Annotated in this window: 11 protein-coding genes; 8 read left to right on the top strand and 3 right to left on the bottom strand. The window is 50.0% G+C overall.

Features of this window, described 5'->3' with window-relative positions; all coding sequences use genetic code 11:
• Positions 1-119: 119 nt before the first annotated feature.
• The 6 genes from recG to cysS all read left to right on the top strand — a co-directional run bounded on the left by recG (position 120) and on the right by cysS (position 8,755).
• The gene (gene recG, locus ACNQKP_RS09005; RefSeq protein WP_417864267.1) at positions 120-2,207 is read left to right on the top strand and encodes an ATP-dependent DNA helicase RecG; all 2,088 of its coding nucleotides are present in this window, start codon (positions 120-122) and stop codon (positions 2,205-2,207) included.
• A gap of 136 nt (positions 2,208-2,343) precedes the next feature.
• Positions 2,344-2,748 (top strand): hypothetical protein, encoded by a 405-nt coding sequence (locus tag ACNQKP_RS09000; RefSeq protein ID WP_417864265.1) that lies wholly within the window; start codon positions 2,344-2,346, stop codon positions 2,746-2,748.
• Positions 2,749-2,833: 85 nt separating this feature from the next.
• Entirely contained in the window at positions 2,834-4,969 is a 2,136-nt protein-coding gene (locus ACNQKP_RS08995; protein WP_417864263.1) for a S8 family serine peptidase, read from the top strand.
• 213 nt (positions 4,970-5,182) lie between these two features.
• Positions 5,183-5,677, top strand: a complete 495-nt coding sequence (locus ACNQKP_RS08990) for a CarD family transcriptional regulator (RefSeq protein ID WP_011164744.1) — start codon at positions 5,183-5,185, stop codon at positions 5,675-5,677.
• Between the two features lie 145 nt (positions 5,678-5,822).
• On the top strand, positions 5,823-7,295 hold the full coding sequence (gene gltX, locus ACNQKP_RS08985; RefSeq protein ID WP_417864261.1) for a glutamate--tRNA ligase: 1,473 nt from the start codon (positions 5,823-5,825) through the stop codon (positions 7,293-7,295).
• Positions 7,296-7,306: 11 nt separating this feature from the next.
• Entirely contained in the window at positions 7,307-8,755 is a 1,449-nt protein-coding gene (gene cysS / locus ACNQKP_RS08980; RefSeq protein WP_374033309.1) for a cysteine--tRNA ligase, read from the top strand.
• Positions 8,756-8,786: 31 nt separating this feature from the next.
• Here cysS and ACNQKP_RS08975 read toward each other — a convergent pair whose 3' ends face one another.
• The 3 genes from ACNQKP_RS08975 to ACNQKP_RS08965 form a co-directional block, all read right to left on the bottom strand.
• Entirely contained in the window at positions 8,787-9,278 is a 492-nt protein-coding gene (locus ACNQKP_RS08975; protein WP_417864259.1) for a hypothetical protein, read from the bottom strand.
• A gap of 75 nt (positions 9,279-9,353) precedes the next feature.
• Entirely contained in the window at positions 9,354-9,869 is a 516-nt protein-coding gene (locus tag ACNQKP_RS08970; RefSeq protein WP_417864258.1) for a DUF3617 domain-containing protein, read from the bottom strand.
• A gap of 11 nt (positions 9,870-9,880) precedes the next feature.
• The gene (locus ACNQKP_RS08965; protein ID WP_417864256.1) at positions 9,881-12,187 is read right to left on the bottom strand and encodes a penicillin acylase family protein; all 2,307 of its coding nucleotides are present in this window, start codon (positions 12,185-12,187) and stop codon (positions 9,881-9,883) included.
• Between the two features lie 124 nt (positions 12,188-12,311).
• Here ACNQKP_RS08965 and uvrB point away from each other — a divergent pair, with 124 nt between their 5' ends.
• Together uvrB and uvrC are read left to right on the top strand one after the other, a co-directional pair.
• Entirely contained in the window at positions 12,312-14,387 is a 2,076-nt protein-coding gene (uvrB, locus tag ACNQKP_RS08960) for an excinuclease ABC subunit UvrB (RefSeq protein ID WP_417864254.1), read from the top strand.
• Positions 14,374-16,266 carry an excinuclease ABC subunit UvrC gene (gene uvrC / locus ACNQKP_RS08955; protein WP_417864252.1) on the top strand — a complete coding sequence of 631 codons (1,893 nt, stop codon included), beginning with the start codon at positions 14,374-14,376 and terminating at the stop codon, positions 16,264-16,266. The genes uvrB and uvrC overlap by 14 nt, the downstream gene beginning before the upstream one ends.
• Positions 16,267-16,280 lie beyond the last annotated feature (14 nt).

The raw sequence follows: 16,280 nt of genomic DNA, 5'->3' as shown, positions 1-16,280 counted from the left end.
TTTCGCTCTGATAACGGCTTAATTTTGATCTGATTGGCCCCCCGCCGAGTTCCCGGCAGGCTGCGTTGCCGGGGGTTCGGCAGTTGCCGAAATCCCGGTGAATGGGTCATAATCCCTGCATGCCTCTTCGTCTGGATACGCAAATACAATTTCTAAAAGGTGTAGGTCCCAAGTTAGGGGATCTGTTTTCCCGTAAGGGTCTAAAAACCTTGGGGGATCTTTTTGAGTTCTATCCCCGTGCCTATGAAGACCAGCGCGCGGCCAGAAACATTTCAAGCCTGCGCCCGGATGATATTGTCAGCATCAAGGCTACGGTTGTTGCTGTTCACAGCGTGAACATGGGTCGATCGGCACGCAAGATGTATGACGTTCTGGTCAGGGACGCCTCCGGCCAGATTCACTGCAAATATTTCCGTGTGCCTTACAAAGGCTATTTTGAGCGCTTTAAGCCCTTCACCGAAGTTCGTGTGGTAGGGAAGGTCACCGAGTACCGCGGCCGCTTGGAATTCCATCATCCTGACATCAAAGACGTGGAGCCGGACGAAGAAACCCAGGATGCACTGATTCCGCTGTACACGGAAATTGAAGGTCTTGCCACAGCCAAGATCATGAAGCTTGTGCGTTCGGCCTTTGCGCAAATCGAAGAATGGCCGGAAGAAGCGTTCCCCAAATGGATGCGCGAAAAGTACAATCTGATTCCGCGCAAAGACGCCTTGAAGGACATTCATTTTCCGGATCCAAACAAGGCCAAGGAGTATTCCGAATTTAAAACCGCGGCCCAAAAACGCATCATCTTTGATGAGTTCTTCTGGTTGGAACTTTATCTGGCTTCCAAAAAAGCGGGCTTCCAGAAAGAGGGCGCTCCGCAAATCAGAAACTCGGGCGAAAAGATGCGGGCGTTGCTTCAGTCTTTGCCATTTGAAATGACGGGCGCACAAAAGCGCGTCTTCACTGAAATCAAAGCCGATTTGGAAAAAGGTCACCCTATGCACCGGATGGTGCAAGGGGATGTGGGAAGCGGAAAGACGCTTGTGAGCTTTATGGCTGCCATCTATGCCGCAGAAAGCGGCTACCAATCCTGTTTGATGGCGCCGACCGAAATTCTGGCTGAACAGCACTTTAAAAATGCGCGCAAGGTGCTTGAGCCCTTGGGTATCCGACTGGGATTGCTGGTGGGCAAATCCAAAGCCTCAGAGCGAAAAACCTTGCTGGCGGCATTGGCATCCGGCGAGATTGATCTGATTATTGGCACCCATGCCCTGATCGAAGATGAAGTGCAGTTCTCAAATCTGGGACTTGTGATCATCGATGAACAACACAGGTTCGGGGTTGAGCAGCGCGGGGTTTTGAAAAACAAAGGCAATTCGCCACACTTCCTGGTGATGACCGCGACACCCATTCCAAGAACGCTGGCCATGACCGTGTACGGGGACCTGGATGTTTCCATCATCGATGAAATGCCGGCAGGTCGAAGCCCGATCCAAACGCGTGCGACGTTTGAAAGCAAGCGCCCTCAAGCCCTGCAATTCATGCTGGAGCAAATCCAAAAAGGCCGCCAGGCCTATATCGTTTATCCTCTGGTGGAGGAAAGCGAAAAGATTGATCTGAAAGATGCGGTGTCGGAATACGAAAAGCTGAAGCAGCTTTATCCGCAGCTGAAGATCGGTCTTTTGCACGGGAAGATGAAACCTGACGAAAAAGACCAGGTCATGGATCAGTTCCGCAAAAATGAAATTCAAGTGCTGGTCTCAACCACCGTCATTGAAGTCGGCGTCGACGTGCCCAATGCCAACATCATGATCATCGAACACGCTGAACGCTTCGGTCTGTCGCAGTTGCACCAGTTGCGCGGCCGCGTGGGGCGGGGAGAATACAAAAGCTTCTGTATTCTGATCATGGGTTATGCGGTCTCGGAAGAAGGCAAAGCCCGCACCGAGATGATGGAAAAAACGTCCGATGGATTTAAGATCGCCGAATTCGATCTTGAAATGCGTGGGCCTGGTGAGTTTATGGGGACCAAGCAGTCGGGTCTTTCCGGGTTTAAGCTTGCGAACCTGGTGCGTGACATGGCTATCTTGCAAGAGGCGCGTGAAGCCGCCTTTGAAGTTCTGCGCAAAGATCCAAAACTCTCATATTTGGAGAATCAAGGTTTGAAAGCTGAGTTGTTGCGTGAGCACGGCCCCGCCGCCCTTGCTGGTATCGCCTAATATGAGTTGTGAACGCAGGAAACCGACAGTTTCGACATTGATCACTGGTTTCTAAGAAAAAATAGCGGAACATTTTGCTGTTGCATCCGTGAATTTTGTTTGTCATCCTTTTCCTAGATCACAAGGATGTGCTCTTATGAAATTGTTCTTCAGCGTAGTTACGGCAACAGTTCTGCTTTCTCTTCAGTCATTGGCGGCGGCACCCTCTTACAAGGTGAATATGCGTGTCGGTTTGAAGGGGGCTTCTCCTATTTCTATCAATACGGTTGCAAAATCCGGCAAGAAAAGCTTCGTTAGTGAAATCTCTGACGATGGACAAAGCGAAACGCTGGTGGAAGTGTTTGCGCGCAAATCCCAGGTGAATAAAAAAGACGGTCTTTATATGGATGTGACCGTGACAAAACGTGTGCGTGGGCAAAAGAAACTCGCGGAACGCGCTCAGATATTCGCTCCTGATAATCAAGAGATGGAATTTGGCATGAATTCCAAAGGTCGCACGGCAGGGAATCTTTCTCTGGCAGTGATGGCTCATCAGCTTTAAAAAATCACTCAGCGCATCAATATACTAAGTACCCCTTGCGACTGGACTTCGGTCGTGATCTGATTTTGTACTCAGAGGGGGTATTATGAATCATCTTGTGAAGGGCATCACGGTCTCTACGGTCGCGGCAGTTCTTTCTGTCAGCGCAGCACAAGCAGGCACGGTATTGAAATTCAATGCTGGAGCTATCGACACCAACAAACTTACCAGCAATTACGCTGCTTCCTGGATGATGGAAGCCAAAGCCACTGAATACATCGTTCAGTTCAAAAAAGCGGTTACTGAAAAAGACAAAGCAGCTTTGAAAGCTCAGTTTGAAGTGTTCGGCTATCTTCCTGATGATGCTTTGGTTGTTCGCGGGATCTACTCTGATCTTGTGACTTTCAAAACCAACCACCCTGGTGTTCAGGCTGTGGTGAAATATTCCGCTCAATATAAAGTGAGCACTTCTTTTGCTCCAGCCAGCGTCTTTACTAAAGACAACATGGTTGCAGTCCTTGTGAACACTTTCAAATCCCACGAAGTGGAAGTGATCGCCTCTAAAATTGAAAAAATGGATGTTAAAGTAGCGGTTCAAGTTGTTGATGGAAAGCACATCACTGCTTTGATTCCTCGCGGACTTGTTCCGGCGGTGGCTGCTTTGACAGGTGTTGAGCACGTTCAACCGGCTCCAGTGATTGAATCTCTGCACTTTGCGATGGATGAAGACCTGGCAGATCAGGTTTCTGCAACTGCAGCGGGTGATTATTCAGACCTGACGGGCGATGAGTCCGGCACTCGTTTGATGAACTTCGATGCAGCTTGGGCCATGGGTTACGCAGGTAAAGGTCAGACTGTTTCCATGGCGGATACGGGTCTTGATTCCGGTAACACCGGCGCGATCCATCAGGATTTCGCAGGCGGCGTGATCTCGGGTTATCCTTTTGGTTTGTGGTCTAAATCATGGTCTGATCCAATGGGTCACGGAACTCACGTTGCCGGATCTGTGATGGGTCGTGGGACGGCTTCCAAAGGCTTGCTGAAAGGCGGCGCTTACGAGGCTAACATGGTTGCGGAAGGCATGTGGTCCCCAATGATGAAGAACTTGAGTGTTCCATCCAAACTAGGGGATTTGTTTGAAAAAGCCTTCGCCGATGGCGCTCGTATCCACACCAATTCCTGGGGTGGTGCTCGTACCTTCGGTGCTTATGATAGCTTCGCAGTTCAAGTGGATGAATGGTCATACGCGAACCCGGATATGTTGATTCTGTTTGCGGCTGGTAACAGCGGTGCGGATAAAAACAAAGACGGCCGTATTGATTCCAACTCCATGGCTTCTCCAGGCACGGCAAAGAACGTTTTGACTGTGGGCGCTTCTGAGAACGTGACGAAGTCCGGTGGTATTCAGGTTCCAATCAACAAGCTTCGTGCGGCAAAAGATGAATGGCCGGCAGAACCAATCTACAGCTCTTACATCTCTGATAACGGCAACGGTATCGCGATGTTTTCTTCCCGTGGTCCGACGACAGATGGCCGTACCAAGCCTGATATCGTGGCTCCGGGCACGAACATCCTGAGTGTGTTCTCTCAGGAAAAAGACGCTTCTCCACTTTGGGGCGCTTACAACAAAGACTATGTATGGTCTGGTGGTACGTCCATGGCGACTCCGCTGACTGCGGGGGCGGCGGCGATTGCTCGTCAGGTGCTTGTTGAAAAATTGGGCATCAAAAACCCATCTGCGGCTTTGATGAAAGCAACCATGCTTCACACGGCAGTTGATATGTACCCAGGTCAGTTCGGTGAAATCGGCGCAGCTCGTGGTCAAGAGATCCTGACTCGTCGTCCGAACTCTGATGAAGGTTACGGTCGCGTGGACGTGGCTAACATCGCCAACTTGGGTGGTGCTACTCAGTTCGTCGACAACCGTCAGGGTGTAGCTCAAGGAGCTGAGGTTTCCTACGAATTCACTTTGAATGCGCCAGGCAGTCTGTATGCGAACCTTGTTTGGACGGATGCTCCGGGTTCTGCGAATGCGGCCCAAGCTCTGGTGAACGACTTGGATTTGGTTCTGACTTTGCCAAATGGTCAGACTTTGAGCATGAACGATCACATCAACAATCTTGAGATGATCGAAAAGTCCGGCCTGCCGGCGGGTACTTACAAGTTGACTGTAAAAGGCTTTAAAGTTCCGCAAGGGAAGAACGGGGCTCAAGCTTACGCTCTAGTTTATACGGCTAAATAGGTCGAAATAGACAATCTAAGTATCTGTAAATACTAGCAAAAGGCTCGGGTGATTCCGGGCCTTTTTTGTTTTGAAAAGGGCTCTGAAATTATTTCCAATGCGCTGCTCCCGTTTGATAACTCGTGTCAAATTTGATAGAACAGTCGAGGTTGCAAGTCTGTCCAAAGGTCTAGGCCCTAGGACGTGTCCCTTTTCCCTTGGGGAGGTTCGTGAATGCAGACGTTTGATGTCGGTGATAATGCAGTTTATCCTGGATACGGCGTTGTTAAAGTGGTTTCTATTGAAACCAAAGAGATGCTTGGTACTAAGACTACGTTCTACAACATGCAGTTGGTGGACACCGGTCTGAAGATCATGATCCCTACCACGAACGTAAAGTCCGCGGGTTTGCGTCCTATCATCTCCAAATCCGAAGCATCCCGAGTTGTTGGAATCCTTAAAGAAAAAGACATCAAGATCGACAATCAGACATGGAATCGCCGTTATCGCGAGTACATGGAGAAGATCAAAACGGGTTCCGTATTCGAGATTGCTGAAGTTTTACGCGATTTGTTCCTTTTGAAAGCGGACAAAGAGCTTTCCTTCGGTGAGCGCAAGATGCTTGATTCTGCGCGCAGTCTGCTTCTGAAAGAGCTGACTTTGGCGACAAGCCAGGAAGAGCTGTTCAAAGAAGAAGAAGTAAAAGCGATCTTCGGCATCACGGGTTAACAGTCGCCTTGCGGCTGAACCTTTTTGACCAGCCTAGTAAATGTTAAGTGGGCTGGACGATTTCAGAAAAACATAATAAATTCGAGGCTTGGTTCTTAGACCAGGCCTTTTTTATTTGGGGCCTTTCCCAGCTTTGGAGTTCCGTATGTCCTCGAAAATCTCTCCGCATGTTCGTGTTCGTTTTGCCCCATCCCCAACAGGTTATTTGCACGTGGGTGGCGCAAGAACCGCGCTTTATAACTATCTATTTGCCAAGAAAAACGGCGGCGAGTTCATCCTGCGCATCGAAGACACGGACGAAGCCCGTTCCACTCAAGAATCCCTGCGTGGGGTGGTGGATGACCTGGTTTGGCTGGGTTTGAAATGGGACGAAGGCGTGGATCCGGTGACGTTGAAAGACGTGGGCCCGAATGGTCCTTACCGTCAAAGTGAGCGTCTGCACATCTACAAAGAAATTGCTGATCAGCTTTTGAAAGAAGGCAAAGCGTACTATTGCTTCATGACCGAAGAGGAAATTGAGAAGCAAAAGGCCGCAGCCGGAAGCTTCGCGCACTTGGTGTCGCCTTACCAGGATTGGACTTTGGATCAAGCTTTGGAGCGTCTGAAAACCGGCGACAAAGCCGTGGTTCGTTTTAAAACCAAAAACCTGGTGAAAGATTATATCTTCACCGATCTTGTGCGCGGTGAAGTCAAATTCCCATCTGACATGGTGGGGGACTTTGTCCTGCTTCGTTCTGACGGCATGCCGGTTTACAACTTCTGCTGCGTGGTCGATGACCACCTGATGAAGATGACTCATGTCTTCCGCGCGGAAGAACATCTGCCAAACACCCTCAGACAGTTGATGATCTATGAGGCAATGAACTGGCCAACACCAGAGTTCGGTCACATGGCTTTGATTCTGGATGAAGACCGCCAAAAACTTTCCAAGCGCAAAGGCGCGGTGGCTTGCGGTCAGTTGAAAGACGAAGGTTATCTGGCCAGTGCCGTATTGAACTTTATCGCGTTGCTGGGTTGGTCTGATCCTCAGGGTCGCGAGATTCTGTCGGTGAAAGACATGATGGAAGTGTTTGATATTTCCCGTTTGAATCCATCGGGCGCGATCTTTGACCGTGTGAAGTTCAAATGGATGAATGCGCAGCACTTGCGTGCTTTGCCAAACGCAGAGTTGTGGCAAGCGGTGGCTCCGTTCCTGGCTCGTGAAAACATGGATCTGCCAACGGACCCGGCATGGCAAAGCAAGTCTTTGGATTTGTTCAAGCCCTACATGGAAATCCTGGCTGATGCGATCGAGCTTTATCGTCCATTGAATGACAAATCCTATGTGATCTTGCCGGAAGCCGATGAAACCCTGAAGTGGGAATCCACGAAAGCGGTTCTGACTTCCTGGAAAAATCTGCTGCAGGCGCATCCTTCTGACTATATGACAGAGGAAGAATTCCTGAAGATGCAGGACGAAGTGAAAAACCAGACCGGTTCCAAAGGCAAACACCTGTTCATGCCAATTCGTGTGGCGGTGATCGGGAAGCCTCACGGAGCTGAATTGAAGACTCTGGTTCCTTTGATGAAAAAATCCTCGCTGGTGGCTCGTGCGGAGCAGGCCCTGGCAAAAGTGTAGGTATAAAAACTATGTTGAAGATTCACAATTCCCAAAGCAAGCAGCTTGAAGATTTCACACCACTGACGCCGGGACAGGTGAAAATGTATGTGTGTGGTCCGACGGTTTATAACTTCCTGCACGTGGGGAACTTCCGCGGGCCGGTGGTCTTTAACATGGTTCGCAACTGGCTGGAACATCTGGGTTACAAAGTGACCTACGCCCTGAACTTCACGGACGTGGATGACAAGATCATCAACCGTGCGAACGAGCTGGGTATGACCCCGACGGAATTGTCTGAAAAATACATCGCAGAATACAAAAAAGATTTTGCGATGCTGGGGCTACGCCCGCACGATATGAATCCGAAAGTGACTGAGCACATGGACGACATCCGTTCCATGGTGGAAAGTCTGGTCAGTCAGAAAAAAGCCTACGAAGCACAAGGCGATGTTCTTTACTCCATCGAATCCTTCAAGGACTACGGCAAGCTGAGTGGTCGTAACACCGACGACTTGCTGGCGGGGGCGCGAGTGGAAGTCGACGAAAAAAAGCGCAACCCAATGGATTTTGCCCTGTGGAAAGCGGCAAAACCGGGTGAAGTGTCCTGGCCATCTCCTTGGGGCCCAGGTCGTCCGGGCTGGCACATTGAGTGCTCGGCGATGATCAAAAATCTTTTCGGCGATCAAATCGATATTCACGGGGGCGGTATGGACTTGATCTTCCCGCACCACGAAAATGAAATCGCGCAAAGTGAAGGCTGCACCGGCAAAGCCTTCGTAAAATACTGGATGCACAATAACATGCTGAACTTCGGCGGACAGAAAATGTCCAAGTCCTTGGGGAACATCGTGACCATGCGAGAGTTCCTGGAGATGTATAACGCCGAGATCTACAAGTGGATGATCCTGTCTGCGCACTATCGCACGTTGAGTGACTTTGGTGATGAAGCCGTCGAGCGCGCCGTCGGCGGGTTGTCCCGTGTGTACTCTGCGCTTTCCATGGCTGAAAGCTATCTGACTCCGGAAGTGACTCAGGAAGATGCGGCTTTTGCAAAAATCACGCAGGACGCCTGGAAAAAAGTGGAAGAAGCCATGAATCATGACTTCGGAACACCGGATGCATTTGCGGCGATGTTTGAAGTGGTTCGTCAGTTCAATGCCCAGGTTCGCCGTGGCATGAAAGTGAACCCGGCGATTCAAGGCAAAGCTTTGGCCTTCCATAACTTCGTTCGTAAAATGGGCTCGATGATGAGCTTGTTCCAGGAGCCGGCTCACGCGTTCTTGATCAAGCTTGATGATATGTTGCTGAAGAAAATGAACCTGGAAAGATCTGCAGTGGATGCTTTGGTTGCAGAACGTGGCGAGGCTCGCGCGGCGAAGGACTTTGCGAAGTCTGATGAATTGCGCGCGAAAATCACCGCATTGGGTATTTCTGTCAGCGACACACCGGAAGGCAGCTTCTGGGAAGTGACGAAGTAAATGTTAAAAGCCCTCGTGACGAGGGCTTTTTTTATAGTCCCGCAATAATCGAATTCAGATCTGGTTTTGAGATCGGCATTTTGCCGCTGTCGCGCGTGCTTTTGCTGACGACTCCGAATGGAATATCACCCCACCAACGTTCGACCATGGTTCCGTCGGCCATGGTCATGCTCATTTTGCAGGTGTCATAGGTTCCCGCTGGCGCGCTGAGTTTTTCCAGGGTCCCGCCGTTTTTTTCGCAATCTGCGATCAGGGCTTTGTATTTTGCTGGGGAGTAGAGGTCTGAGATCTCCATCGTTTCACTGGTTTTGTCAGTGCCGACGACGGCTTCGATTTTGATTTTCCATATGTTCTTTTTTTCGTCGTGGCTGATGACTTCTTTGGTGATTTTCACGGCGTTGGTTTCGCCGCTGACAGTGCTCATCGTGCCTGTCCAGGATACTTTGTCGCCGACATTGGGATAGGCCAGAGCGGCTGTGGCAAACAGGGTGGTGAAAGCAGTCAGTAGAGATCTGGTAAACATAAAGCCTCCCTCCATGGAATGCCACTAATATGGCATCCAAAGAAGAAGGCTGAAAGTCCAAGACCGGATCGGGTGCTAAAGTACAGGCTTCACTTTACCGCAATCAGCAGAAATAAATTTTCCCTGATAACGAATTTGTGTGTTGTTGCCTTTGCCGGTTTTGCCGTTCATCAGGCCTTCGTATTCGTTGCTGGATTTAGCGTTCCATTCAAAGCTGCCTTTGGCATCGTCCTTAGGGCAGTCGAAAGTGCCTGCGATCTTTTTTGCAGTCTGAGTTGTGATCTTGGTGGTGCAGGCTTTGGTGCCTTCCATTACTTTGTCTGGATTTTTCAGCATGTCTGCTGTGTAGCAGATGCGATAACCGTTTTTTGTGACGGGGATTTTGTCAGATCCTGCCAGCATGGCTTCCATCTTCTTTCTTTGCTCAGGTGGCAGTTGTTCCAGGGCTTTGTTCATTTCAGCCATGGGATCAAAGGCTTTTCCATCCAGGGTCATTTGCATTTTTACTTCCCAAAGCCCTGGCTTGATATCAAAGGCTGCAAATGATGTGGAAGCTGTGCAAAGAGCGGTGAGCAAAATCAAAAACTTCATGGATCCTCCGGTTATTGGGGTGTCAGTTTCAGTTCGTATTTTTTGTTCTTTTCGATGTCTTCGGCTGCCATATATTGCGGGCGGTATTTTCCATCCAGGAACAACTGCACCTGATCTTTGTAGAATGGTGACAGGATATGTCCGGAAATACCAATAGGATTGATACCCCAGCTGGTTTGTGGGCGGGCAAAGTCAATCACACGGCGAGTGGATGGCCCGGCCACCACTTGGAAGTCGCCACCAAGTCCGCGCATCTTGTTGTTGTTGATCTCATTGTAAGCACCCGGCATTGGATAGGGCCCCAGATTGAAGATCTTATCCATGGGGAAGCTGCGACCCAGTGGGTGTTTGTATTCCACCGTGTGCAAGTCGCCCCAAGGGATGTCCTGCACTTTTTCAATCGCGGTTAAGAAAGCTTGCGTGATAAGTTGATCCTGACTGCGGTCTTTCCACCAAGGCGAATTATCATCCAAAACGGCGCGCTCATAAAAGGCCCAGGCATAGGGGGTGGTCAGGTAGGTGGCTTTCATTTCTTGAGGCACATCTTTGAGCAGCAGCAATACCAGTTCGTTGTTCCACTGGTGGTAAAGGCTGGCTTCAAGGGATTGAATGTCTGAACGCAAGTTCCAGTTTTTCAGGGCGTTCAATTCTGTTTCGTATTTAAGATTCTGCGCTTCATCCAGTTGCAGATGGTCGTTCAGTTTGTCCAAAATCTCGCGGGTTTTGTAGTTGAAGTTGTCTGTTTGCAGGGCGCGCACGTCATCGGCGCTCCACAGGTCTTTTTCACCCAAAGCGCGCACTAAAGTTTGGTAGCGGTCATCGGACTGCCAGTCGCCGCGGATGTTTTCGGCGATGCCATCGGGACGGGAATTGGCCGTCACGATAATACCGTTTTCAGGGTTCACTTTGTGGGGTTTTTCCTTCCACGCCAGAACTCTTTCGTATTCATCAAGTCCGGACGCTCCGTCCAGAATCATGTCCGAGTTGGGGTTTTTCTTAATGGCAATATCACCAAAGATCCACCACGCGATATTTTCAGCATCCGCATACATGACATTCAGACCCGGTGCCGTTCCATATTGCAGAGCCTTTTCAAAATCCGCCATGTTCGGCGCTTTGCCCATTTCAAAAAGGGCTTTCATGGGATTGTTTTCCGGGCGATGGTAGGCCCATTTCAAGGCCAGATTTTTGCGTTCCAGAGTTTCATCCATGATCGGGCCGTGATTGGTTTCGATCATATTCAGTACCAGATCATCCGCATCTTTGATTTTGATGGTTTCCGTCCATTCCTGATAGGGAACTTCCTTACCCAAATACACGGCGGTCTTTTTGTCTTTGTTCAGAGTTTCGGCAAACAGATCCATATCGTCAGAAAGCGACATGGTAAAGCCCCAAGCGTGCTGGCGGCTGTGACCTAGGATTGCAAATGGCACCAGGGGCAGATAGTGGCCGTAAAGTTCAAACTCGGGTGTTTGAATATGCGCTTCCACCCAGGTTGCCGGGTGTGAAAAGCCGATGTGAGGATCGTTGGCGAAAATACTTTTACCGGACTGGGAGCGGTCCGGGCCGATCAGCCATGCGTTGCTGCCTTCGAAGGAAGCGGCGAAAAGATTTTCGGTCAGCAGTTCGAACGGTGTGAAGCCGCCCTGAAGGGATGTGATTTTTAGAGGGGCTTTTAGTGGCACATTGCGAAGACCCTGGAAGGATTCCGGGGAAAGCTTGCCAGCAAGTTCGGTCATTAAGGGATCAGCTTTCAATGCGATCCCAAAGCTGTAAGCCATGTGGCCGGTCATGATATAAGCATCCAAGGGCGAGAACGGACGGGGTTTTAGCCCCACCAAGGTCATTTCATACGGAGCTTTTTGAGTAGCGATGTATTGATTCACGCCCTCAAAGTAGGCCTCCATCTCGTCCCACATGTTCTGATCAAAGCGTCCCTCGGCTTTTTCTTTTGCAAGCATGCGCTCAACCGATCGGCGAAGCATCAGACTGCGATACAGTTTGTCGCTGGGAAGGGCCAGTTCGCCAAAGACCTCAGAAAGTTCCCCTTGGGTCATGCGACGGGACAGCTCCATTTGAAAAAGTCTTTCGCTGGCCATGACAAAGCCCAGTGCTTTCAGGGCGTCTTTTTTGTTGGCGGCTTTGATGTGAGGAATGCCGTATTGATCGCGAACTACGGTCACGGGCTCTGACAGACCTTTGAGCGGCAGTGAACCTTCCATAGGTGGCAGGGACTGACGCAGGAAGAAGTAACCCCCCAAGCAGAAGACGGTAACCAGGATGAAGAATACGAGAAGGCTTCGTTTGAGTGTTTTCATCCCTCAACTGTCGGCGGGGTCTGGTGGGGAGGCAAGAAAACCTTTAATTGCCACCTCGCATATAACGCAGAGTAGGGCCAAAAAAGGGCGGGTACTTTTTTATGATCGTGCTATTCTTGGAGGGATGGCCTCTGCATATAAAAAGAACTTTCAATTGGTGTCCGAGTTTAAACCTTCCGGTGATCAGCCGAAAGCAATTGAGCAGATTGCTGAAAACTTCAACGCAGGCTTGAAGCATCAAACACTGCTGGGTGTGACCGGGTCGGGTAAAACCTTCACGATGGCTCACACCATTGCAAACCTGAATCAGCCCGCACTGGTGCTGGCTCCGAATAAAACTCTGGCTGCTCAACTTTATGCTGAATTCAAAGAATTGTTCCCGCACAATGCCGTGGAATATTTTGTCAGCTATTACGATTACTATCAGCCGGAAGCTTATATTCCCTCAACCGACACCTATATCGAAAAAGATTCAGCCATCAATGAGCAAATCGATCGCATGCGCCACTCGGCGACGCGTTCGTTGTTTGACCGTCGTGATGTGATCATCGTTAGTTCTGTGTCGTGCATTTATGGTTTGGGTTCGCCTGAGGCCTATGAAGGCATGATGATCCAAATTGTGTCCAACACCTCGATGAAGCGCGATCATTTGCTGCGTGAATTGATCCGTATTCAGTATCAGCGTAACAACGTGGATTTCTCGCGCGGAACTGTGCGTGTGCGCGGGGACAACGTCGAAATCTTCCCTCCGTATGAAGAAGAGCGCGCCGTGCGTGTTGAATTCTTTGGCGATTATATCGAACGCCTTTCCTGGATTGATCCTTTGACCGGACAGATCCTGGAGGAAATTGACCAGATTGGCATTTATCCGGGAAGTCACCACGTTACCAGCGACGACAGCTTAAAGCGCGCGATCAAGACTATTCAGGATGAATTGCGTGATCGCCTGGTTCAGTTGAATCAGGAAATGAAGCTGCTCGAAGCCCAGCGCTTGGAACAAAGAACTTATTATGACATCGAGATGATGGAGCAAATGGGTTTCTGTCAGGGGATCGAAAACTATTCCCGCCACATGACCGGCCGCGGACCGGGGGAGCCACCCCCGACGCTGCTTGAGTACTTCCCGAAAGACTTTGTCACCTTTATCGACGAGTCCCACGTCACTGTGCCACAAATCGGGGGGATGTATCGAGGGGACCGTGCACGCAAAATGAATCTGGTTGAACACGGCTTCCGTCTGCCGTCGGCATTGGACAACCGCCCTTTGAACTTCCAGGAATTTGAAACCATGATGGACAAGGTTGTCTATGTGTCGGCGACACCGGGCACCTATGAGCTGCAAAAATCCGAAGGGGTTATTGTCGAGCAGATCATTCGACCGACGGGTCTGATTGATCCGGTCGTTGAAGTTCGTCCGGTTAAACATCAGGTCGATGACCTGCTAAAAGAAATCCGCATCCGCGTAGCCAAGCAGGAGCGTGTTTTGATCACAACCCTGACCAAGCGTTCGGCCGAGGACTTAACCGAGTACTATGAAAACCTGGGTATCAAGGTAAAATACCTGCACAGCGAGATCGACACCATGGAGCGGATGGAAATTCTGCGTGATTTGCGCTTGGGTGTTTTCGACGTTCTGGTGGGGATCAACTTGTTGCGAGAAGGCTTGGATATCCCGGAAGTCAGTCTTGTCGGCATCACCGATGCTGATAAAGAGGGCTTCCTGCGTTCAGAAAGATCGCTTGTTCAAACAATCGGTCGTGCCGCTCGTAACTTGAATGGCCGCGTGATTCTGTATGGTGACACCATCACCGAAAGTATGGAAAAAGCCATCAATGAAACCGATCGTCGTCGCCGTATTCAAAGTGAATACAACGAAGCGAATGGTATTACGCCGCAGTCGGTGAAAAAACGCATCCGTGATGGTTTGGGTGAAATGTTTGATGGAACTGTTTCCACACCATTGGGTGGTGAAAACAAGTCCGCGGCCATTATGAACAAATTTGCCCAGCAGCCTGAAAAGATCCAACAAGAGATCACCAAACTTCGTGCCCGCATGAAAGAGCTTTCCGCGAACCTCGAGTTTGAGGAGGCAGCCAAGATCCGCGACGAAATCAAACGTCTGCAGATTGTGGAATTAAACGTGCGCAGCGGAGAGATCGAGCAGGAAAGTGCGGAGGTCGTCAAGAATGGCCTCAAGTAAGTTCGAGGAAGTTCGCGACAAGGTGAAAGAGTTTCCGACGCAAAGTGGTGTTTATCTGATGAAAAACACCGCCGATAAGATTATTTATATCGGTAAAGCGAAGAATCTTAGAAGCCGCGTGCGCAGCTACTTTAACGACAGCAAGGATCACAGTCCCAAGACGCGTTTGCTGGTTTCGAACATTTGTGAAGTTGAGTACATTCTGACCAAAACCGAGGTTGAAGCATTTTTGCTGGAAGCCTCACTGATTAAAAAACACCGCCCCAAATACAATATTCGTCTGCGCGATGATAAGGCTTATCCTTACATCCGCTTTAGCTGGGGTGATCAGGCGCCAAGATTGTATCTGGCGCGCAAGGTGAAAAAGGACGGGTCCCTTTATTTCGGCCCCTACACTTCGGGGCTGGCCGTACATGGCACGATCAAGTTTCTAAATAGAACCTTCAAAATCCGCGATTGCACCGATGCGGTCTTTAAATCCCGCACGCGACCTTGCATGACTTATCAGATCGGGCGTTGTACCGCACCTTGTGTGAAGTACATCACGATGGAAGATTATCGCAACGAGGTCGAAGGGGCGAAGCTGTTCCTAAAAGGTCAGAACAAGAAGGTCATAAAAACCATGACCGAAAAAATGCGAGGCGCCGCTGACGAGGAGCGATTCGAAGTCGCTGCGCGCTTGCGGGATTCCATTGAATCCATTAAAGCCATCTTGCAAAAACAGGCCGTCATCAACGACACCTCGGAAAAAGACCAGGATGCTCTGGGATACTATGGCGATGAGCGGGGCTGTCTGATTGAAACCGTTCACATCCGTGCCGGACGTGTTATCGGTACAAGGCCGCATTACCTGCCGCATTTTGACCCGAACGATGCGGTTGAAGATCCACGCGAATGGCTGGTGGATTTCCTGAATCAGTACTATGAAGACAACTTCATTCCGGACGAGGTTTTGCTGCCATTGGATATTGGCAACGACCTGACCAAGTTGATGGAAGAAGTTCTGAAAGAACGCTCTGGCAGCAAGGCCACCGTGCGCTTTGCAACTGATGAACGCGGCCGCAATCTGGTTGAGATGGCCCATGAAAACGCCAAGTCGCACTTCCTGAAGTATGTTTCCAAGTCCGAAGAAAAACTGCGTGGTTTGGAAGAGATCAAAGAGCGCTTCAATCTGCCGGAGCGTCCGCGCCGCATTGAGTGTTACGATATTTCAACCTTCCAGGGGGCTGAAACCGTGGCGTCGCAGGTGGTGTTTGAGGACGGGGTTCCGGCCAAAGAACACTATCGTCGTTATAAAATCAAAACAGTTCAGGGTATCAATGACTTTGCCTCGATGTACGAGGTTTTAAGCCGTCGTTTTAAGCACACCGAGTATGATGATCCACATTTAATCGTGATCGACGGTGGTAAGGGGCAGCTGTCCCAAGCCATGAAGATTCTGGAAGAGATCGGCCGCAAGGACATCCCGGTGGTGGGTTTGGCCAAGGCGCGCACTGAAAGTGACTTCCAGAAACAGGAAGTGGAATCCACGGAAGAGCGTTTCTTCCTGCCGGGTCGTTCCAATCCGGTGATTTTCAAACATAACGCCGAAGCGTTGTACATCCTGTCGGGCATCCGCGATGAGGCCCATCGTTTTGCCATCACTTACCACCGCAAGTTGCGTGAAGGCACGTCGCTTGAAAGTGAATTGGATTACGTCGTGGGGTTGGGGGAAAAAAGAAAGAAAGTTCTTTTGACTCAGTTCAACTCTGTTGATGAAATCAAAATGGCTGATGCCGAGGAAATCGCAAAACTGAAGGGCTTTAACCGGGTCCTGGCCGAGCGTATTTTGCTTCAGCTTAACGAAAGTGAAGAAGAAGAAACTGAGGTTGAAGAGTGAAGAGTCATGCGCTC

Source organism: Bdellovibrio bacteriovorus, assembly GCF_048286975.1.
Taxonomy (GTDB): domain Bacteria; phylum Bdellovibrionota; class Bdellovibrionia; order Bdellovibrionales; family Bdellovibrionaceae; genus Bdellovibrio; species Bdellovibrio bacteriovorus_H.
Note: the sequence above shows the minus strand (reverse complement) of the source record. Positions and strands in the feature narration are given on the sequence as shown.